Here is a 20,676-nt window from a genome sequence, read left to right as displayed (position 1 = left end):
TTTAGTTAGCCTCTATCCCTTTCTAATTTCTGCACCTACTTCTTTTTCAAAGTTAAGTATTAATTTTTGTATCACCGAATCAATTTGTTTATCTGTTAAGGTTTTTTCCTCGTCTTGCAACTCAAAGCTCAAAGCGTAGGACTTCTTTCCCGCCGGCAACTTGTCACCTACATAAACATCAAAAACACCTACTGATTTGAGAAGTTTACGTTCGGTTCGTTCGGCTATATTCTTTAAAGCGTCGAAGGTTACTTGCTGATCAATCAATAGCGATAAATCTCTTCTTACCGCAGGGAATTTGGCTACTTCCTTATAGGTGATTTTATTTTTACGGATGGCCTTTAATAGTAATTCCCAATTGAATACCGCATAATATACCGTGCCGTTCACATCGGCTTTTTTTAAAGCCTTTGTAGAAACTGCGCCAAATTTCACTAAGGTCTTTTGTCCTTTAACATATTGTAGACCATATGAAAAATGCGCGCGCTCCAAGTCTTCCGTTTTGAGATCGCGAATGTTAAGACGCTTCACTAAGGCATCAACTGCTGCTTTTATATCGTAAAAAGAAACGGGCTGCGACTGTTGGTTCCATTGCTGGGTATGTTGAGCGCCCGTAATGGTTAAACTTAATTGCTGTTCTTCTTCGTAAACGCCGTCTACCATATGATAAGTCTTCCCGAACTCAAACAATTTCAAATCGGGATTTTTTCGCTTTTGATTATATGCAACAGCTTCTAATGCGGAAAAGAGCAAGTTTTGTCGCATGACGTCCAAATCACTGCTTAAGGGATTTAGTATCTTAACCACTGTCTCTTCATTATCGGCATAGGCTAGTTTAGTAAGCGAGTTGGATAAAATCTCAATAAATCCATTGGCTATTAAAGTATCCGCAACAAGGTTCTGAATCACTTCTTTGTCCGGTTTTGCAGAAGTATTCAATGAAGCCTTGATTTGCTGCTTCATCTCGATATTATTATAACCGTAAATGCGCAAAACTTCTTCGGTAATATCAACCTCCCGCGTCACATCAACTTTATAGGGTGGAACATAAACCGTCAAAACGCCTGCGTCTTTGCTTGCTACCTGTATTTGTAATGCCTGTAAAATATCAACAATATTTTCGTCAGTGATATTTTTACCGATCAAACGTCGAACGTTGTCCGGATTGACCTCAAAAACAAAAGGTTTTACCGGAGCAGGATAAATATCTGATATCTCAGAAGATATTTCTCCACCTGCGACTTCCACCATTAGCAACGCAGCCCGTTTAAGCGCATAAACGGTCATATCGGGATCTGTACCACGTTCAAATCGGAAGGAAGCATCTGTTTTCAAGTTATGTCGCTTTGACGACTTTCTAATAGAAACGGCATCAAAATAGGCGCTTTCCAAAAACACATTCATAGTCGTTCCGGTAACACCTGAATTTAGTCCGCCAAATACGCCAGCAATGCATAGGGGCTTCTCCTCGTCACAAATCATAAGATCTTCCGCAGATAGCTTACGTTCTACCTCGTCTAATGTAACAAAAGCCTCGCCTTCTTTCGCGTTGCGAACGATAATGTGACTACCTGCTACCTTATCTGCATCAAATGCATGCAGTGGTTGCCCTAGCTCGTGAAGGACATAATTGGTGACGTCAACAATATTATTAATGGGTCTTAAGCCAATTGCCCTTAGTTTTTCCTGTAACCACTCAGGTGAGTCGGCAACTTTTACGCCACTAATACTCAGGGAAGAATAACGCTTACAAGCATTGGTGTTATCCACAGTGACAGGCATCAAACGACCCGATCCCGCTTTGAAGGAGCTAATATCCGGCAACTTTACTTCCTGTCTCAAAACAGCCGCTACATCCCTAGCAACCCCTAAATGAGAGGCGGCATCAGCACGATTCGGCGTCAGCCCGATTTCGAAGCAATAATCGTCTTTTACGCCGAAAAAATCTTTAGCCAAACTTCCAACGGGTGCGTCAGCGGGCAATACCATAATTCCTTCGTGCGATTTGCCCAAACCTATTTCATCCTCCGCGCAGATCATCCCTTCGGAAACTTCTCCCCTTATTTTCGATTTATTGATTTTAAAAGGTTCACCCTCCAATGGGTAAACCGTTGTACCAACGGTTGCTACTACTACTTTCTGGCCGGCAGCGACATTTGGGGCCCCGCAGACAATGTGTAATAAAGAAGCTTCCCCGACATCGACCGTAGTAATACGCAGTCTATCAGCATTTGGGTGTTGCTGGCAAGTTTTCACCTCTCCGATCACTAAACCTGTCAAACCCCCAGGAATGCCCTGGATTTCTTCAACACCTTCAACTTCTAAACCAATATCTGTTAATATTTGTGAAAGTTCGTTCGGGTTTTTATCAGTAGATATAAATTGTTTGAGCCAGTTGTACGATATCTTCATGGAAATAGTCTGTTTTCTTTGCTTTTTTATTTCGACGTTGCTTGGGTGACAGATTAAATAAATATCGCCAATAAAAGTTTATTAAATCCAGACTCAATACGGAGGCTGCAATAAACAGGCTACCTGTTAATCGTCCCACCGGTTGCAACGCTAAAAATTGTTGCAAACTTAGCATATTTTTTATTTTTATCGTACTTTGAGATAAGATAGATCACGAATATTAACTTGAATTCGGTTACTAGATATCCCCATGATCTAAAAAGCTGTAATAGCCTTCATCGGAAATGATGAGATGATCCAGTACCCTAACGTCAAGCAGTTTCCCTCCCTCAACAATTTTCTTCGTCAGCTGTTTGTCTGCCATGCTTGGCCTCAGCGAGCCGGAAGGATGGTTATGGCTTAAGATCAAACCCGTTGCCTTTGCCTGCAATACCGCTTGAAACACACCCTTGGCATCAACAGCCACCACACCGCTCCCACCTTTGCTTATTAATTCCTTTGCAATTACCCTATTATTTGTATTTAATAACAGAATCCAGAATTCCTCATGAGATAGATCAGCATAAACCGATTGCAACACCTGATAGGCATCTTCGCTACTCTCAATTTGAGGCTTTAGTACCGAGGCATTCTCTTTTCTCCGTCGTCCCAGCTCCAAAGCAGCAATGATGGCAATAGCTTTCGCCTCTCCTATTCCCTTATAATTGCATAAATCTGCAAGGGTTAATCGCGCTAAGTCACTCAGGTTGTTTTCCACATCACTTAAAATACGCTTACTGAGCTCAACAGCGGTTTCCTCTTTTGATCCGCTGCCTATTAAAATGGCTATCAGTTCAGCGTCACTGAGTAAACGACGGCCATTTAATAATAACTTTTCTCTTGGTCTGTCTTGTTCTGCCCATTGTTTTAAACGCATTCTTTTGGTGTAGGTTTCCTGCATAATTTTAATTCTAAGGTTTAAAAAAGATTTTCAGGTTCAGTGAAATTTATAGGACTAAGATAGTAAATTTCGGTTGGAAATCCTCTCTCCTCCTCCCGATAGCTAAAACCCAAATCTTATAGCAGCAAATTCATCTAAGTTTACTATTTTAGGCCTTAATTTACGCAATTATAAGCAATGAACAAATTACTACAGCTAGGAATGTGCGCATTGATCGGCGGAACGCTATCGGCTTGTCAACACATTCAATCGAAAGAAGCAAAAATGGAAACACCGTCTTGGGTTGATTTATTCAACGGAAAAAACCTTGATGATTGGACGGTAAAGATTGCCAAACATGAGGTTGGCGAAAATTATGCTAACACGTTTCGGGTGGAAAATGGCGTTATCAAGGTAGGCTACGAAGGATATGATCAGTTCGACCAACAGTACGGACATATTTTTTATAATAAACCGTATTCTTATTATTTGTTAAGAGTTGAATATCGATTTGTTGGTGAGCAAGCAAAAGGCGGTGAAGGTTGGGCCTGGAGAAACAGCGGTATTATGCTTCATGGGCAGGAACCTCATACTATGTTAAAAGATCAAGACTTTCCGATTTCTCTTGAAGCACAACTTCTTGGCGGGAATGGAAAAGAAGAAAGAAGCACCGGAAATTTATGCACGCCGGGTACCGAGGTCGTTTATAAAAATGAGCAATATACGCCTCATTGTTTGAACTCTAATTCAAAGACCTATGCCGGTGATCAATGGGTTACTGCGGATGTGCTAGTGCTCGGTGATTCCATTATCAAACATATCATCAATCGTGATACCGTAATGGTTTATACCAAGCCGACGATAAATGGTGGTGGCGTTAGCAATTACGACCCTAAAGTGAAACAAGATGGGAAATTGCTGAGCAGCGGATATTTTTCCCTGCAAAGCGAAAGCCATCCAATAGAATTTAGAAAAGTTGCTATTATTGATTTAGATCCTTATGCTAAAGATCCAAAAAAGTTGGATGGTATATTGAAGGAAATTCGTGAAAGGGACACCAAATAATAAAAGGGGTTGTGGAAAAAATCCCAACCCCAAAAATCTTAAACTATATATCTTAAGCTAAACCGTTAACGAACTTCGTCAATTTAGACTTATTGTTAGATGCTTTGTTTTTATGAATCACGTTTTTCTTTGCTAAACGATCTAGCATTGATATTACACGAGGTAATAAAGTAGCAGCTTCTTCTTTCGAAGTTGTCGCACGTAATTTCTTAATAGCGTTACGCGTTGTTTTTGCTTGGTAACGATTTCTTAAACGCTTCGCAGCGTTAGCTCTAATTCTTTTAATTGAAGATTTATGGTTTGCCATTTTTTAGCCTTTAATCCTTAATGTTTTTTTTCGGACTGCAAATATAGAATTAAGATTTGGATATTACAAAAAAGTTTTAAAAAGAGTTTGAAACGAATCTTGCTTATGAATCGTATCCTGACATTTTTATTAGCCTGTACAACCATATTTTTCTTAAGTTCTTGGGGCTTTTATGCCCACAGAGAGATCAATCGCTTAGCCGTTTTCACCTTACCAAGCCAATTGGCTCCTTTTTACAAAAAACATCTGTTGTATTTAAGTGAACACGCGGTGGATGCTGACAAAAGAAGATATGCCAATGAATACGAGGCGGCCCGACACTATATTGACATCGATGCTTATGGAAGCCATCCATTTGATAGTTTACCGAAGCATTGGTCGGAAGCCGTCTCAAAGTACGGCGAGGATACACTCAACAGCCATGGTATTGTGCCTTGGCAGATCGATCGAACCTACCGTCTTTTAACAAAAGCCTTTAGCGATGGTGAACTATCGAAGATTCTACGATATTCTGCTGACTTGGGGCACTATATTGCCGACGCACATGTTCCACTTCATACGACGCACAATTACAATGGTCAATTGACCAATCAAGTCGGAATCCACGCGTTCTGGGAAAGCCGTCTTCCTGAATTGTTTGCTCATCAATATAATTTTATTGTCGGCCGTGCCCGGTATGTTGCAGATCCGCTAGATGAGGCTTGGAGAATCGTCCAGCAAAGTTTTTTACTCGTCGACAGCGTGTTGACTTTGGAATCTACGCTTAACGATCGGCATCCCAAGGAAAAAAAATACACCTATGAAAACCGACTACGTACATTGGAAAGGGTCTATTCCCGTTCTTACTCAACAGCTTATCATCGATCATTGGGCGGAATGGTAGAAAGACAGATGAGGAAATCAATCTTAGCTACCGGCAGTTTCTGGTATTCGGCATGGATCGATGCCGGGCAGCCCGATCTGGAAAATCTTTTAAAAATTGATAGCCGCCACCTGGTTAATCCCGAAAAAGATAGCATCCCCCCTAATGGTAAAGCCTTTGGCAGGGAAGAATGGCAATAAGTAATCCGGACTACCTCTAATATTAAAACCGGACTACCTGACCTAACGTAATAGCTGTTTAATTTGCACCGGTTTCTACTATGAGAAACCAGAAGAAGCACTTTTAAAAACACCTAGCTGTCATGAGAGTTTTTACGTTTATAGTCTTTTGCCTCTTTACAAAGGCCCTATTAGCACAATCGCCCCTATCATCTATTGACACGGATACCGTGACTACTTCACTAAATGAAGTGATTATTAATGAAAATCGCCTTCAGACACCTTTTTCGGAACAAAACAGAAATATCAATATCCTAACGAAAGAGCAAATAAAAAATTTACCTGCGCGTTCGGTTAGTGAGTTGCTCAGCTTTATACCTGGTGTGGATGTTCGACAGCGAGGTCCATGGGGTGCACAAGCGGATATCAGTATTGATGGGGGTACTTTCGAGCAAACGATGATTTTGATCAATGGTATTAAAGTAAATGATCCACAAACCGCACACCATTCCATGAATATCCCAATTCCTATCGGAGCCATAGAACGAGTGGAAGTTATCCGTGGGCCAGCGGCTCGTGTCTATGGTATAAATAGTTTAACCGGAGCCATTAACATCGTCACCCGAACACCTGATAACGATTTCTACGAGGGAACTGTCCAACTCGCTTCCAGTTTAAAAAGCAAGGAAGAAGGCAGCGGCCTTTATAACGGACGCACTATCCAATTGGGCACCGGATTCGCAGGTAGTACTGCGACGCATCTCGTATATGGAAGTCATAATTCCGGAAATGGATATCGTTATAATACGCCCTACAATAACAGCAAGATTTTTTATCAAGGAAAGATAAAAAACCATCATGAGGGACTGTGGAATCTCATGGGAGGCTATACCTATAATAATTTTGGAGCCAATGCTTTCTACGCTCCGCCAAATGACAAAGAAGCAAAGGAGGTTGTACAAACCGCCCTTTTTTCGCTTGGGTTTACCAGCAGCACTTTAAATCGATGGAAGTTTTCACCGCGACTGAGTTATCGATATAATTATGACGACTATCGTTACAACCAGTATAATTTAAGCTTGTTCAGAAATTTACACCATTCTCATGTAGTTAACACAGAGTTCAATGCTACCTATGGCACAGGAAGGGGTGTATTAGGATTAGGCATAGAGTTGCGAAATGAATTTCTCATCAGTACGAATATGGGCGATCGACAACGAAATAACTATGGCCTGTACGCCGAGTATAAAACTGAATTTTCGGAACGATTAACAGCTAATATCGGCGCCTATTTGAATTATAACACACATTTCGGCTGGCAGGTATACCCTGGCTTAGACTTGGGCTATAAATTAACTCCTCATTGGCGTCTCTATATCAACACGGGTTCGGGACAGCGAATTCCTTCTTTTACCGATCTTTACACCAATGGTGGAGGCAATGTTGGTAATCCCGATTTAAATTCCGAAAATGCTTGGTATACAGAAGGGGGATTAAAATATAACAATGAGCGTAGTTTTGTAAGCATCAGTTATTTTTACAGGAAAATAACTGATTTTATTGATTGGACGAGGGCTAACACCGATGAAAGTTGGCGTGCTTCCAATTTTATGCAAAATCAAGTGCAGGGTTTTAATGTAAATGCCAATTGGCAATTGAGCACCCTCGCTAATAGTAACTGGTATCTCGGTCTTGCCTATAATTACCTAGATCCCAAGGTAAAGGCAGTTTACCGGGATCCTGTTATGTCCAAATACGCCATTGAGAGTTTAAGGCATCAAGCAGCACTGCAATTAAGCTTTAGATCAGCACCTATATCATTCAGTATATCAGAACGTTTTGTTGAGCGGATAAGTTATAAAAATTATTTTTTAACAGATGTAAAACTGAGCTATAACTGGAAGAAGTACAGACTGTTCTTAGACGCCAATAATATATTCGATACGAGCTATATTGAAGCATCAGCTATTCCGCTGCCGGGACGGTGGTTTAATCTCGGATTTAATTGCAGTTTCTAAATCTAAGTAAGAGGTCGTCCGGAAACTACTTTCTAGACGGCCTCCTACTCTTTGATCTAGCGGATTCCTAGTATCTCTTTATTGAGTTTCTCATTCACCCCGGTAGAAGCAAAATCATCGAATGTTTTATCCGTTACTCGAATAATATGTTCACTAATAAACTTAGCCCCTTCTTTAGCACCATCTTCGGGGTGCTTTAGTGCGCACTCCCATTCCATAACAGCCCATCCGCTAAAATCGTACGCGGTGAGTTTACTAAACACTGACTTAAAGTCTACCTGACCATCGCCTAACGACCTGAATCGACCCGCACGTTCAACCCAACCCTGATATCCTCCATAAACACCTTGTTTACCTGTTGGATTAAATTCGGCATCTTTTACATGAAACATTCTAATACGCTCATGGTAATGATCTATATAGGCTATGTAATCCAAGCATTGAAGTACAAAGTGAGATGGATCATATAAAAGACAAGCTCTTTTGTGGTTATCGACTTTATCTAGAAACATCTCGTAGCTAATACCATCATGTAGGTCTTCCCCCGGATGAATTTCGTAACATAAATCAACACCAGCTTCGTCAAATGTATTTAAGATGGGTAACCATCGATTAGCCAACTCTTTAAAGCCTTCTTCCACTAGACCCGCAGGACGTTGCGGCCAAGGATAAACGGTATGCCACAGCAAGGCACCGCTAAAAGTAGCATGCTCGGTAAGGCCAAGATGCTGTGAGGCTTTCGCTGCATATTTGAGCTGCTGAACCGCCCATTCGGTACGAGCTTTCGGGTTATTATGATACTTCTCCGGAGCAAAGCCGTCAAACAATTTATCATATGCGGGATTCACTGCTACCAGTTGTCCTTGTAAATGGGTTGATAACTCCGTAATCTCTAAACCGTAACTATTTACAAGCCCTTTTATTTCATCAGCATAGGTCTTGCTTTCAGCGGCTTTTTGCAAGTCGAAATAAGAAGTCGCCCATGTGGGAATTTGTATACCTTTGAACCCTAAATCTTTAGCCCACTTACAAATAGAATCTAGGGTATTAAATGGTGGATTTTCTCCAATAAATTGTGCTAAAAAAATGCCTGGTCCTTTAATTGTTTTCATCTATTATTTTTTTTAATTGCTGATGAGAGCTCGAGTAAATAATATTGCTCTATGTGTCAATATTATTTACGTCTCGGTTTCATTCCAAATTTTATTTTTTGTTGGCTTTTCTAATATTGAGGGTTCAATATATTACATTTTTTTGAGCAAACCAAAAACCCTGCTTATGGGGCAGGGTTTCCGAGTACATTTTTAAATATACCGATTAATCAGATTCTCCAAATATTCTTGTTTACCACTGATTGCTTTCGGTTCACCAAGCGAAATCGCCAGGTTGCGAAGATCCGCTAACGATAGCTTTCCTTCCTCATAGGCTTTGCCATCACCGCTATCGAAAGAAAGGTAGCGCTCTCTTCTTATTTTAGTATAGTCAGAGTTTTTCAAAATTTTGTCTGCCACTAATAAAGCACGTGCAAAAGTATCTGCGCCACCGATATGTGCGTAGAATAAATCGGCCGGATCGGTTGAGTTTCGTCTAATTTTAGCGTCAAAGTTAATACCGCCTCCAGCAAAACCACCCGCCTCTAAAATGATCAACAGAGATTCCACCAGTTCGTTGATATTATTCGGAAACTGATCCGTATCCCATCCATTTTGGTAATCGCCACGGTTAGCGTCAATGGAACCTAATAATCCCGCATCCGCAGCTACTTGTAGCTCATGCTGGAAAGTATGTCCTGCTAAGGTAGCGTGGTTCACTTCCAGATTTAGCTTAAAATCATTTAACAAGTCATATTGACGTAGAAAGCCTATAACAGTCGCGGCATCGTAGTCATATTGATGTTTTGTAGGTTCACAAGGTTTGGGTTCAATGAAGAAGGTGCCCTTGAAACCTTGCGAACGTGCATAGTCTTTTGCTATATGTAACATCTTCGCCAAATGCTCCTGTTCCCTCTTCATATCCGTGTTCAGCAAGGTCATATAACCTTCTCTACCACCCCAGAAGACATAATTTTCACCACCTAAAGCGATTGTTGCGTCGAGTGCCGCTTTGATTTGTGCGCCCGCGTGCGCCACAACATGAAAATCAGGATTCGTTGCAGCGCCGTTCATATAGCGTTTATGACTGAAGAGATTAGCCGTTCCCCATAGCAATTTTACGCCACTAGCCTGTTGTTTTTCTTTTGCATAAGCGACTAATTTTTGCAGACGTTCTTCATTTTCCACAACATTATCTCCATAATCCACTACATCTACATCATGGAAGCAATAGTATGGCATGTCAATTTTGGTAAAGAACTCAAATGCGGCATCCATTTTGTCTTTTGCCCGCTGAATTACGTCTGCGTGCTCATCCCACGGAAACACATGCGTTTGACCACCAAAAGGATCCGAACCCGTTCCGTTGAATGAGTGCCAATAGGCTACAGCAAAGCGAAGATGCTCTTTCATGGTTTTACCTCCTACTACCCGGTTAGGATCGTACCAACGATAAGCTAATGGGTTATCACTTTCCGGACCTTCATACTTTATTTGTCCGATTCCTTTAAAATACTCGCGTTCTCCAATAATAATTGACATATGATATCTATTTATTAGTTTATTATAATACATTATTTCAATTGATTCTCTAATAGATGCAGCCATTGACCATATTCCTCCTCATAGTTCCAGTTGGGATTTGGTTCAATTACCCTAAGTGCTTTTGCGTTTTGAAAAGCCTCTTTCGATGAATTAAAAACGCCGGCACCAATACCTGCTCCAAGCGCAGCTCCAACACTGCCATCGTTATTGTAAAGTTCGACGGGGGTATCCGTTACGTTCACAAAAATCTGTGTGAATAGGTCACTTAAAAATAAATTAGCTTTACCCGCACGTATCACCTCGGGAGACATACCGTTCTCTCTCATAATATCAAGACCATATCGAAAAGCAAAGGCAATTCCCTCCTGGCTAGCTCTAAATACATGTTCACGCTGATGCTTATTTAAATCCAGATTGGCTAAGTGCGCACCAAGTATACGGTTTTCCAAAATCCGTTCGGCACCATTTCCAAATGGCAGTATCTTAAGTCCATCGCTTCCTAAGGAAACTGTCGAAGCCAGCCTATTCATACCCTCATAATCAAGTCCCTTTCCGAATTGTTCTTTAACCCATCTATTTAAAATCCCCGTGCCGTTTATACAAAGCAATACACCAACCTTCGGGTCATCTAACCCGTAATTGACGTGAGCAAATGTATTCACACGCGAGAGGCGATCATAAACAAGTTGGTCACTTACACCATAAATAACGCCGGATGTGCCTGCCGTTGCGGCCACCTCTCCCGGATTTAAAACATTTAAGGATAATGCATTATTAGGCTGGTCTCCTGCCTTATAACTTATAGGAATACCGGCAGCAAGACCCAATTTATCGGCTATCTCCTTGCTAAGCCTGCCGTGTTCCCCGAAAAGGGGTGCCACTGTTGGTATTAGATCTTCTCTAAAGCCAAAATAGTCCATAAGTTCTTTGGATAATCGCTTGTTCCGAAAATCCCAAAATATCCCTTCAGAAAGAGCTGAAATACTTGTCGTAATGGTTCCTGTTAATTTCATGGCAATATAATCGCCTGGAAGCATTACTTTATATACGCTATCATATAGAACTGGTTCATATTCTTTTATCCATCCCAATTTAGCAGCGGTGAAATTTCCGGGAGAATTGAGCAAGCTAGCAAGAGCGGCTTCTTCTCCTAATGCACGAAAAGCCTTCTCTCCTATTGAAACAGCCCGACTGTCACACCAGATAATCGCGTTACGAAGATTATTTAACGCTTTGTCAACCATGACCAATCCATGCATTTGATAAGCAATACCAATAGCCTTAATATCCTGCGGATTATAACATTTTTGATTGTTTAATGAGCGGATCGCTTGTTGTACATGCTCCCACCACATATCGGGTGATTGCTCTGCCCAGCCTGCCTCGGGAGTTAAAATCGCTGTCTCCTCTTCTTCGGGATATCTTAACGAGGCGACACAGGTTTGCTTGTCAGCGTCTACCACTGATATCTTAATAGCAGATGTTCCAATATCTATTCCTAATAATAACATATATCTTCAGTTTACTTAGGTTAATGCTAACGTTGGCATAAAAATAGAACTAAAGAATGAAAATTGCAATAGGCAGCGTATTATTTTATTGTTTTTGGCTTCACAATGATATCGCCCAGCTTCTATATCGCAAAATTGCATATCACCTTCATTTTTTCTATGTTTGATAAATTATTTCGTATATTTTCTATAATAGCCGTGGACCTTTGCTTTGGTGGTCTAGTTCCGGCAACCCAAGTTTAAATATTATATTACCGAATGAAGAAAGTCACTATACTGGATATTGCCAAAGAACTGAACATCACATTTTCAACTGTTGCAAGGGCCTTAAATGATCATCCTGCTATTAGTAAATCAACAAAAGAAGCTGTAAAGAAGACAGCCGAGAAACTAGGGTATAGTAAAAACAAGATTGCCTCTTCGCTACGTTCGGGCAAAAGTAATATCATCGGTGTCCTCGTCCCTTCGTTGGACGTTAGTTTCTTCAGCTCAGTGGTACATGGTATTGAATCTATTATGAACCAACATGGATATTCGATACTTTTATACCAATCGCAGGAATCCTATAAAAAAGAGGACAAAGGTATTGAAACGCTGCTTAATTCGCGTGTTGATGGCATCATTACCTCATTTGCTATCGACCGTGAAGATAGTACCATCTTTGAGGAAATTATCTCGAAAAATATTCCGCTTACGTTTTTCGATCGTGCGTTATATCAATTGAATGCACCGTCCGTTACTATAGACGATTACAAAGGTGGCTATATGGCAACAGAACACCTCATCCAATCTGGGTACAAAAAGATCGTCCACATTACAGAAACAAGGGATCTATCCATTTTTAAGGAACGTTTAAAAGGTTATTTAGATGCTTTGAAAGCCTATAATATTCCCGTTAACGAGGATTTAATTCTTAAGGGCAACTTATCGCTGAATTTCGGTAAAGACTGTGTAAAGGAGTTGACAAGCAGAGGCATCGACTTTGATGCTATTTTTACACTAGAAGACTTTACTGCTATGGGAGTTATACAGCAGTTAAAATCACAACAGATCAGAATACCGGAAGAAGTAGGTGTAATAGGCTTTGCCAACGAAGCTTTCGGCAGTCTGGTTACGCCATCTCTTTCAACCATTGATCAACAAACGCATTTGATGGGACAAGAGACAGCACAGTTATTTTTGACGATGTTAAAAGAGGGAAGTTTTTATAAAATGGCCCCGCAAAGAATCAAGCTTGACCCCTTACTAATCGTAAGGGAAAGTTCAAAAGGCCCACAACTTTAATCTAACTCTAATATACTTATAAAGTATTCCTAATAAGGCGTGCCTCATCTTTGCTGCATTATAATGAATGATAATGACGGCAAAGACACCTATTCTATTGGTTATATTTTTTCTTTCTTCCATTTGTAGCGTCTCTTACGGACAGATAAAACCGGATACGCTCCGCATATATCCCGAAGAAGCGGAACAGCTATTTCTTCGCAATAACTTATCATTGATAGCCGAACGATTAAATATCGATCAGGCAAATGCTTTGATACTGCAAGCGAAAGTTTGGCCAAACCCAAACTTGAGTATTGATGAAATCAACTTGAATCGCAATTCTACATCCGAATCCATTCCGCCCCTATTCGGAAGCTTTGCGCGCAATCAACAATTTACCGTACAACTCGAACAATTGATCTTAACGGCTAGGAAAAGAAAGAAAAACATAAGCCTTGAAGTTAGCAATAAACAATTAGCAGAAAATACGTTCATCGACTTTTTACAATCATTAAAAGTAGAGTTTAGGGCGCTTCTGGCTAATTTATTATTTAATCAGGAAACTTTTTCGGATCTGGAACGACAAGCACAGCTCGTTAACAAGCTAGTAAAGGCACAGGAGGCGCAACTGCAGGAAGGAAATATATCGCAAGCCAGCTATCTACGCCTAAAGGCGCTTGGAATTGAGCTGCTCAGTGAGCTTAATGAAACTAGCGAAGAACGCAATAAGTTGCAATCAAATCTAAAAACGCTTATGGCCATTAGTGGTTCTACCTTCATTGTACTAAATGACAATAAACTTAACGAAAAGACGATTAATAAATGGTCCGATATGCCCTATACGGCATTGCTTGAAATGGCTGATCATCATAACAGTCAACTTAAGATTGCCAATAGTCTAAAAGAAGTTTCATCATCTACATTGGCTGTTGAAAAAGCAAAAAGGATTCCAGACCTGACTGTTAATTTAAACTATGATCGCAATGGTTCTACGATGTTCAATTTTTTCGGTGCCGGTATTTCGTTCGATTTACCCTTGTTTGATAGAAACAAAGGCAATATTAAGTATGCCACAATTGAGATGAAAAAGCAGGAGCAGTTGACGGAGGAAAAGAGAAACGCCATTCGCAATCAGCTGGACGAGGCCTACAAAAACATCCGCCAGCGGATTCAGCTTTATAGAAGTTTCGATGCCAATTACCTTGTTCAGTTAGAAAAAATGCAATCATCTATCGCCAATAATCTACTCGGCCGCAACCTAAGCCTGCTTGAATTTCTTGATCTCTTCGATTCATTTAAAAGCAATAAACAATTGTACTACAAAACGAAAAGGGATATTCAATTACAGGCTTGCGAACTGACCTATATAATTGGCAAGGATCTGTAGCTGGATAGGAAAAATTGAATAGGTATAAGAAAGTAAGCTTCAACTAACATATTAACCAAGTTTATTCAAAGCGCTTCGGCGCTGAAAATAGCATTTATAGATTAGTACCTTAAACAGGTGATACATAAACAAATTCATTCTAATGAGAAAAAGTATAATATTTATTTCGTTCATTATAGCCTTAGGTGTAAGCTCTTGTAATTCAAGTAAAGAAAGCAATGGAGGTCAAGAAGAAGAAAACATAAAAAAAACCTGTTTGAACGATGATCTTAAAAAAATAATATCAACCGAGACGATCCGAACAAGCGTTGAAAACAAGGAAATTCTCAAACTTACCGGAAGTGTTAGCTATGACGAAGATAAAGTTTACAAATTTGTACCGCTATTAAGCGGTGTGGTGCAACATGTGGGATTCAGCCTTGGCGACTATGTGAAGAAAGGTCAGATATTACTTGAAATAAGCAGCACAGACCTGAATGATATGGTTGCCGGTTTGAATGAAGCCGAACTAAAATTAAAAATTGCACAAAGACAATTAAGCGCAACCCAAAATTTATATGCCGATGGCGTAGCTTCGGATAAAGAAATTTTAGAGGCACAGGCTGATGTAAGCAATGCACAATCCGAAATTAAAAAGACCAAAGCAAGCTTAGACATCTTTGGTGGCAATATTGAAAAAGGAGTACTGGTTATCCGCTCAAAGAATGATGGGTACATCGTGGAGAAAAATATTGTAAATGGTCAACAGATAGAAGCGGGAGGAGAACCGCTGTTTGTAATTGGCGATTTGAGTAGGGTTTGGGTAAAAGCTAACGTGTATACCGGCAATATTAGTAGTGTACGAAGGGGACAATCTGTCAATATAGAAACAACAGCCTATCCAAACAAGCATTTTAATGGGGTTATTAATCGTATTTCCAATGTAGTGGACCCAAACGAACGTGTTCTGAAAGCCATTATTGAGCTAGACAATCAAGACTTACTATTAAGACCGGAAATGATGGCTACTATTGATGTTTACTTAGATCATCAAGTTCACAGCATGGCCATTCCACATAACGCCGTTATTTTTGATAATGAAGCGTATCATCTTATTAAATACAATAACGATTGTGATTTAGAGGTGGTGGATTTTACACCTAGCTATGAAGACAATCATTATTATTATGTGTCTGATGATCACCTTCATGACGGTGATCGTATTATTGGTAAAAACAGTTTATTAATCTATAACCGATTGATCGGAAGATAACAATTTGTTCTAAGTTATTTTAAGCGCTATCCCCTACTCATACTTTATTTCAAATGATTAAACTTGTAGAGAAGATTGTTGGTTTTTCACTGAAGAATCAACTGATTGTTTTCTTTTTTGTGGCCCTCTTGATAGCCGCCGGCGTCTATGCGTATAAACATACTCCTATAGAAGCCTTTCCTGATGTTACCAATACACGTGCACGGATCATCACGCAATGGCCCGGGAGAAGCGCCGAAGAAATAGAAAAGTTCATTACTTTGCCGATAAGCAAGGAAATGAACACCATTCCCGGTAAAACAGAAGTCCGTTCCATATCACTTTTTGGCCTATCTGTGATCACTGTCAATTTCAAAGATCATATAGAAGACTTTTACGCCCAACAGTATACAGCCAACCGGTTGCGTGCTGTTGATCTACCCGAAGGGGCTGAAGCAGAAATAGAGCCGCCCTATGGGGCAACCGGCGAGATTTTTAGGTATGTAATTAAAAGTGAAAAAAAGATTCCGATTAGAGAGTTATCTGCATTGCAAAACTGGGTTATTGAAAGAGAACTTTTATCCGTAGATGGCGTGGCAGACATTGTTAGTTTCGGTGGTGAGGAAAAGATATTTGAAATAAGAGTTAATCCCGCTGAGTTAGCAAACTATAATTTGACGGCGCTTGATGTGTATGATGCGGTAGAAAAGAGCAATATTAATGTGGGAGGCGATGTCATTCAAAGGGGCGATCAAGCCTATGTGGTTCGGGGCGTTGGTTTACTTGACAAGGTAAGTGATATCGCCAGTATATTGATAAAAAATGTAAACGGGGTACCCGTACTGGTAAAAAATGTGGCCGACGTCCAGATTAGCAGCAAACCAAGATTAGGTCAGGCCGGATTAAATGAACAAGACGACCTGATCGAAGGCATCGTCGTGATGTTACGGGGCGAAAACCCAAGTGAAGTTATTGAACGATTGAAAGAACGTATACAGGATTTAAACGATCGTATATTGCCGAAAGGTGTTAAAATTGAAGCTTTTCACGATCGCACGCATCTTGTGGAGAAAACGGTAGATACCGTAACGCATAACTTGATTGAAGGTATTGTACTGGTATCTGTTGTCATATTCTTATTTCTATTTAACTGGCGTACAACCGTAATCGTTGCTTCCGTCATCCCACTGGCGTTTCTGTTCGCAATTTTGATGCTGAGGATCCATGGTTTACCCGCCAATTTAATTTCAATTGGTGCTATTGATTTCGGATTACTTTTGGAAGGTACGATGGTTATTGTAGAGCACGTATATGTAAGTCTCGACAAAAAGGCGAAGCTATTGGGAATGGAACGCTTCAACAAAATTGCTAAAGGAGGTATTATAAGAAAAAATGCAAAGGGTGTCGCAAAATCTATCCTTTTTGCCCAAATTATATTGATCATCGCACTGATGCCGATTTTTACTTTCCAGAAAGTTGAAGGCAAGATGTTTGCACCCTTAGCTTTCACTTTGGGTTATGCACTTTTAGGATCGCTTTTATTATCGCTCACCTACGTTCCGGCCATGTGCAAGCTCTTATTAAATACTCATGTGGTGGATCGGCACAATCCCGTTGCCGAGTTCTTTCGTCGGCTCATTTTCAATTGTTATCAATTTGCCCACAGGCATATCAAAGCAACCCTGTTCTTTTTTGCTTTGCTTTTAACAATTTGCAGCATCGGCTTTACCAAAATTGGTACAGAATTCATACCTGAATTGAATGAGGGTGCCATCTATATACGAGCAACCCTACCAAATAGCGTAAATCTCGACGAATCGGTACGTTTAACCAAAGAAATGAAAGAAAAATTGAGAAGATTTCAGGAAGTGAAGTTTATACTGACACAAACAGGACGACCTAACGATGGAACGGACCCAACTGGTTTCTTCAATATAGAATTTCACGTACAGCTAAAGGACGACAACGAATGGCGAAAAAACATAACGAAAGAAGACCTCCTGGAAGAGATGGAAGCAACGCTTAATGTTTATCCAGGGATTAATTTCGGCTTTAGCCAACCCATTATGGATAATGTGGAGGAGTATGTTGCCGGTGTTAAGAGTTCTTTAGTGGCAAAAGTATACGGTGATGATCTATACAAATTAGAACAAATTGCGGATAGTATCGCCAAAAGCCTGAATCAGGTAAAGGGGATTGAAGATCTATTAGTTTTTAGAAATATTGGCTTACCGGAATTAAGAATACGCTTGAGTGAGGCCAGAATGGCACGATACGGTGTTTCCATGCGTGACGCACAAGCCGTTGTTGAAATGGCTATTGGCGGAAAGGCGGCGTCTACCTTTTATGACGGAGAAAAGATGTTTGATATTCGCGTACGCTATGATAAGCCCTTTCGGGATACAGAAGAACAGATTAAAAATATTTTAGTTCCCTCAATCGATAATGCTAAAATTCCGCTCTACGAAATTGCTGACATCGGGTATCATTCAGGCCCTGCCTTTATTTATCGGCAAGGGAACTCACGCTATATTGCCGTCGGCTTTTCAGTCAGGGGACGTGACCTGGGCAGCGCAATTAAAGAAGCACAGGATAAGGTAACGAAACAAGTGTCTCTCCCCTCATCCTACAGATTAGAGTGGGCGGGTGATTTTGAAAACCAACAACGCGCTTTAAGTAGACTGGCCGTTATAGTGCCTGTGTCTCTGCTGCTAATAGCCTTTCTTTTGTACTTAAACTTTGGCAACTTAAAGGATACACTCATTTCGTTAATAACCATTCCTTTTGCCTTTATTGGTGGCTTCATATCTTTATGGTTAACAGGAACCATTTTTGGTATTTCTGCCGGTATCGGTTTCATTATTTTGTTCGGTGTAGGAACAATTGATGGAATTATTCTTATTTCAGTTATGAAAAGCAATTTAATCAAAGGCAAAGATCTATCAAATGCTATTTCGGAAGGAGTATATGACCGAATTAGACCGGTGTTTATGATTGCTATTATGGGATCATTAGGTTTATTACCAGCTGCCCTTTCTCAGGGAATGGGTTCTGAAATACAGAAACCCTTAGCCATCATGATCGTTGGGGGGCTCTTAATCTGCATGATACTGAGCCTTGTTGTTTTACCACAGGTATTTTACCTGGCCTATAAAAAGAAAAAGTAATAATCGATTAAAGCAGCGTACCCTTTAGAATCGATGTCGCCACGGTGAAATAGATGACCAACCCCGTAACATCCACTAAAGTAGCAACAAAAGGAGCCGATGACGTGGCGGGATCGGCTCCCAATTTTCTTAAAATGAAGGGAAGCATGGAGCCAACCAAAGAACCCCATAATATCACTCCTACCAGGGATAGGCCTACGACCATACTGATTAAAAACCAGTCTTGCCCATATTCGCCGAAAAGATGATAACCGAATATCCGCAATAAGCCAAGCACACCTAAGATAACGCCTAATATGACACCGGATATCAATTCCCTTTTAAAGACTCTAAACCAATCAGATAGATTAACCTCTCCCATAGCCATCGCCTGGATAATAAGAGCAGAAGCTTGCGAACCGGTATTCCCTCCACTTGAAGTAATCAAAGGAACAAAGGTCATCAATACAACGGCTGTCGCCAATTGTACCTCATATTTTTCAATAACGGTAGCTGTAAATAGCTGACCGATAAACAACACCATTAGCCATGGAGCCCGTTTTTTTACCAGATGCCAAATTGATACGTCCAAATAAGGCTCGTCCAGCGCTTCGGATCCCCCCATCCGTTGTATGTCCTCAGTATACTCTTCATTAGCTATCCACAACACATCGTCCACCGTCACGATCCCCAACATAATTCCCTGCTTATCAGTTACGGGTAGAGCCACCCTGTTGTTCATCCTAAATATATTGATAGCTTCTTCTTGTGGATCGAAAGCATTAAGGGCGATTAATCGATTATCCATTAGATCGGCAACCTTTACATCGGGAGCGGACAAAAGTATTTCGCGGATTCGGATATCGTCAAGTAACACACCTTTATCGTCTATCACGTAAATGACGTCAATGGTTTCGGAGTCTTTCCCATATTTACGTATGTGTTCCAGTGCTTGCGCCACGGTAAAGTCTTGTTTCACCGTTACGTAGTCCGGTGTCATCAATCGACCTACACTATCCTCGGGATAACCCAATAATGTCAGAGCCTCCTTTCTATCCTCAGGCGGCATTAATATAATCATCTTCTTCACGGCGTCGCCGTGAAGTTCGCTAAAGAAAGCTGTTCGATCATCCGGGGGCAACTCGTTGATCAGTTCAGTTATTTTTGCACCGGATAGTTTCTTTATAATCCGCTCTTGCGTAGGGAAATCTAAAATCCTAAAGACATTAACCGCTCTATTGATACTGAGCGTCTCAATAAATGTAGAACCATATTCGGGCAGTTCGTCGATGAGATCTTCTACCTCGGATATATTTAGGCTATCCAGATATTCTTGTAGCTGTTCCTTATCACCTTCGGCAATCAATAATTCTATTTGTTCTACCAGAGTGTCCAGGTTATTCTCCATACAAAAGCCCTCAAGTAAAGTTTTTACATAAAAATTCTATTTGCTGCAAAAGTCGCCTTTTTTATTGAATAATCTCAAGGTAATTTATACATTTCACCTAAAATAAATTTACCCTTAATGCTTCATAAAGCTCATTTTCATTGCCCTCGCTTTAAGTACTGACATAAGAGCTTGCGTTCAAAAGCCTTTATCATCCAGCTATTTTGCTTTGGCCGATGATTCTCGTGTCTTATTAATATCGATCATATGAAGATCACGACTGAAAAACAAAGCCTGTCTGGTTTAGTTTTTAAACTCCCCAACTTTGTCTGACTTTCGTAATTTTTTTA

At 40.4% G+C, this 20,676-nt stretch carries 15 protein-coding genes; 7 read left to right on the top strand and 8 right to left on the bottom strand.

Features of this window, described 5'->3' with window-relative positions; genetic code table 11:
- Positions 1-12: 12 nt before the first annotated feature.
- The 3 genes from pheT to radC all read right to left on the bottom strand — a co-directional run bounded on the left by pheT (position 13) and on the right by radC (position 3,352).
- Positions 13-2,412 (bottom strand): phenylalanine--tRNA ligase subunit beta, encoded by a 2,400-nt coding sequence (gene pheT, locus M1D52_RS11840; protein WP_437392646.1) that lies wholly within the window; start codon positions 2,410-2,412, stop codon positions 13-15.
- Positions 2,369-2,587: a hypothetical protein gene (locus tag M1D52_RS11835; RefSeq protein ID WP_013667207.1), complete on the bottom strand. Its 219-nt coding sequence runs from the start codon at positions 2,585-2,587 to the stop codon at positions 2,369-2,371. The genes pheT and M1D52_RS11835 overlap by 44 nt, the downstream gene beginning before the upstream one ends.
- A 63-nt stretch (positions 2,588-2,650) precedes the next feature.
- On the bottom strand, positions 2,651-3,352 hold the full coding sequence (radC, locus tag M1D52_RS11830; protein ID WP_013667208.1) for a RadC family protein: 702 nt from the start codon (positions 3,350-3,352) through the stop codon (positions 2,651-2,653).
- Between the two features lie 177 nt (positions 3,353-3,529).
- On the opposite strand from radC, the gene M1D52_RS11825 reads away from it, so the two are divergent.
- Complete coding sequence (locus M1D52_RS11825) at positions 3,530-4,396, top strand: 3-keto-disaccharide hydrolase (protein WP_437392645.1); 867 nt, start codon at positions 3,530-3,532, stop codon at positions 4,394-4,396.
- 52 nt (positions 4,397-4,448) lie between these two features.
- Here M1D52_RS11825 and rpsT read toward each other — a convergent pair whose 3' ends face one another.
- On the bottom strand, positions 4,449-4,703 hold the full coding sequence (gene rpsT, locus M1D52_RS11820; RefSeq protein WP_013667210.1) for a 30S ribosomal protein S20: 255 nt from the start codon (positions 4,701-4,703) through the stop codon (positions 4,449-4,451).
- A gap of 105 nt (positions 4,704-4,808) precedes the next feature.
- Between rpsT and M1D52_RS11815 the strand changes: the two genes are divergently transcribed.
- Both M1D52_RS11815 and M1D52_RS11810 read left to right on the top strand, forming a co-directional pair.
- Positions 4,809-5,765 carry a zinc dependent phospholipase C family protein gene (locus M1D52_RS11815; RefSeq protein WP_242627171.1) on the top strand — a complete coding sequence of 319 codons (957 nt, stop codon included), beginning with the start codon at positions 4,809-4,811 and terminating at the stop codon, positions 5,763-5,765.
- A 122-nt stretch (positions 5,766-5,887) separates the two neighbouring features.
- Positions 5,888-7,762 carry a TonB-dependent receptor plug domain-containing protein gene (locus M1D52_RS11810; RefSeq protein ID WP_437392644.1) on the top strand — a complete coding sequence of 625 codons (1,875 nt, stop codon included), beginning with the start codon at positions 5,888-5,890 and terminating at the stop codon, positions 7,760-7,762.
- 56 nt (positions 7,763-7,818) lie between these two features.
- On the opposite strand, the gene M1D52_RS11805 is transcribed toward M1D52_RS11810, so the two are convergent.
- The 3 genes from M1D52_RS11805 to M1D52_RS11795 all read right to left on the bottom strand — a co-directional run bounded on the left by M1D52_RS11805 (position 7,819) and on the right by M1D52_RS11795 (position 11,909).
- Entirely contained in the window at positions 7,819-8,874 is a 1,056-nt protein-coding gene (locus tag M1D52_RS11805) for a sugar phosphate isomerase/epimerase family protein (RefSeq protein WP_437392643.1), read from the bottom strand.
- Positions 8,875-9,066: 192 nt separating this feature from the next.
- Positions 9,067-10,395 (bottom strand): xylose isomerase, encoded by a 1,329-nt coding sequence (gene xylA, locus M1D52_RS11800; RefSeq protein WP_013667214.1) that lies wholly within the window; start codon positions 10,393-10,395, stop codon positions 9,067-9,069.
- A gap of 32 nt (positions 10,396-10,427) precedes the next feature.
- Complete coding sequence (locus tag M1D52_RS11795; RefSeq protein ID WP_437392642.1) at positions 10,428-11,909, bottom strand: xylulokinase; 1,482 nt, start codon at positions 11,907-11,909, stop codon at positions 10,428-10,430.
- Between the two features lie 258 nt (positions 11,910-12,167).
- Between M1D52_RS11795 and M1D52_RS11790 the strand changes: the two genes are divergently transcribed.
- From M1D52_RS11790 to M1D52_RS11775, 4 genes are all read left to right on the top strand, one after another.
- Positions 12,168-13,193 (top strand): LacI family DNA-binding transcriptional regulator, encoded by a 1,026-nt coding sequence (locus M1D52_RS11790; protein WP_289553260.1) that lies wholly within the window; start codon positions 12,168-12,170, stop codon positions 13,191-13,193.
- 73 nt (positions 13,194-13,266) lie between these two features.
- On the top strand, positions 13,267-14,562 hold the full coding sequence (locus M1D52_RS11785) for a TolC family protein (protein ID WP_377608719.1): 1,296 nt from the start codon (positions 13,267-13,269) through the stop codon (positions 14,560-14,562).
- Between the two features lie 142 nt (positions 14,563-14,704).
- Positions 14,705-15,814: an efflux RND transporter periplasmic adaptor subunit gene (locus M1D52_RS11780; protein WP_013667219.1), complete on the top strand. Its 1,110-nt coding sequence runs from the start codon at positions 14,705-14,707 to the stop codon at positions 15,812-15,814.
- A gap of 53 nt (positions 15,815-15,867) precedes the next feature.
- Positions 15,868-18,960 carry an efflux RND transporter permease subunit gene (locus M1D52_RS11775; protein ID WP_437392641.1) on the top strand — a complete coding sequence of 1,031 codons (3,093 nt, stop codon included), beginning with the start codon at positions 15,868-15,870 and terminating at the stop codon, positions 18,958-18,960.
- 7 nt (positions 18,961-18,967) lie between these two features.
- Here the strand turns inward: M1D52_RS11775 and mgtE are convergent, their stop codons facing one another.
- A complete protein-coding gene (gene mgtE / locus M1D52_RS11770; RefSeq protein WP_013667221.1) occupies positions 18,968-20,347 on the bottom strand; it encodes a magnesium transporter in 1,380 nt (459 codons plus the stop codon).
- Between the last annotated feature and the right edge of the window lie 329 nt (positions 20,348-20,676).

It is taken from the genome of Olivibacter sp. SA151, from assembly GCF_054130995.1.
The sequence above is the reverse complement of the archived record's forward strand: the minus strand, read 5'-3'. Positions and strand labels throughout refer to the sequence as shown.

What these genes read in the sequence shown, in the direction of transcription:
- M1D52_RS11795 (WP_437392642.1), bottom strand. Translation starts at nt 11,909, where the DNA reads ATGTTATTATTAGGAATAGATATTGGAACATCTGCTATTAAGATATCA.
- rpsT (WP_013667210.1), bottom strand. Translation starts at nt 4,703, where the DNA reads ATGGCAAACCATAAATCTTCAATTAAAAGAATTAGAGCTAACGCTGCG.
- M1D52_RS11790 (WP_289553260.1), top strand. Translation starts at nt 12,168, where the DNA reads ATGAAGAAAGTCACTATACTGGATATTGCCAAAGAACTGAACATCACA.
- M1D52_RS11780 (WP_013667219.1), top strand. Translation starts at nt 14,705, where the DNA reads ATGAGAAAAAGTATAATATTTATTTCGTTCATTATAGCCTTAGGTGTA.
- M1D52_RS11825 (WP_437392645.1), top strand. Translation starts at nt 3,530, where the DNA reads ATGAACAAATTACTACAGCTAGGAATGTGCGCATTGATCGGCGGAACG.
- M1D52_RS11835 (WP_013667207.1), bottom strand. Translation starts at nt 2,587, where the DNA reads ATGCTAAGTTTGCAACAATTTTTAGCGTTGCAACCGGTGGGACGATTA.
- xylA (WP_013667214.1), bottom strand. Translation starts at nt 10,395, where the DNA reads ATGTCAATTATTATTGGAGAACGCGAGTATTTTAAAGGAATCGGACAA.
- M1D52_RS11815 (WP_242627171.1), top strand. Translation starts at nt 4,809, where the DNA reads ATGAATCGTATCCTGACATTTTTATTAGCCTGTACAACCATATTTTTC.
- radC (WP_013667208.1), bottom strand. Translation starts at nt 3,352, where the DNA reads ATGCAGGAAACCTACACCAAAAGAATGCGTTTAAAACAATGGGCAGAA.
- mgtE (WP_013667221.1), bottom strand. Translation starts at nt 20,347, where the DNA reads ATGGAGAATAACCTGGACACTCTGGTAGAACAAATAGAATTATTGATT.
- M1D52_RS11805 (WP_437392643.1), bottom strand. Translation starts at nt 8,874, where the DNA reads ATGAAAACAATTAAAGGACCAGGCATTTTTTTAGCACAATTTATTGGA.
- pheT (WP_437392646.1), bottom strand. Translation starts at nt 2,412, where the DNA reads ATGAAGATATCGTACAACTGGCTCAAACAATTTATATCTACTGATAAA.
- M1D52_RS11810 (WP_437392644.1), top strand. Translation starts at nt 5,888, where the DNA reads ATGAGAGTTTTTACGTTTATAGTCTTTTGCCTCTTTACAAAGGCCCTA.
- M1D52_RS11785 (WP_377608719.1), top strand. Translation starts at nt 13,267, where the DNA reads ATGACGGCAAAGACACCTATTCTATTGGTTATATTTTTTCTTTCTTCC.
- M1D52_RS11775 (WP_437392641.1), top strand. Translation starts at nt 15,868, where the DNA reads ATGATTAAACTTGTAGAGAAGATTGTTGGTTTTTCACTGAAGAATCAA.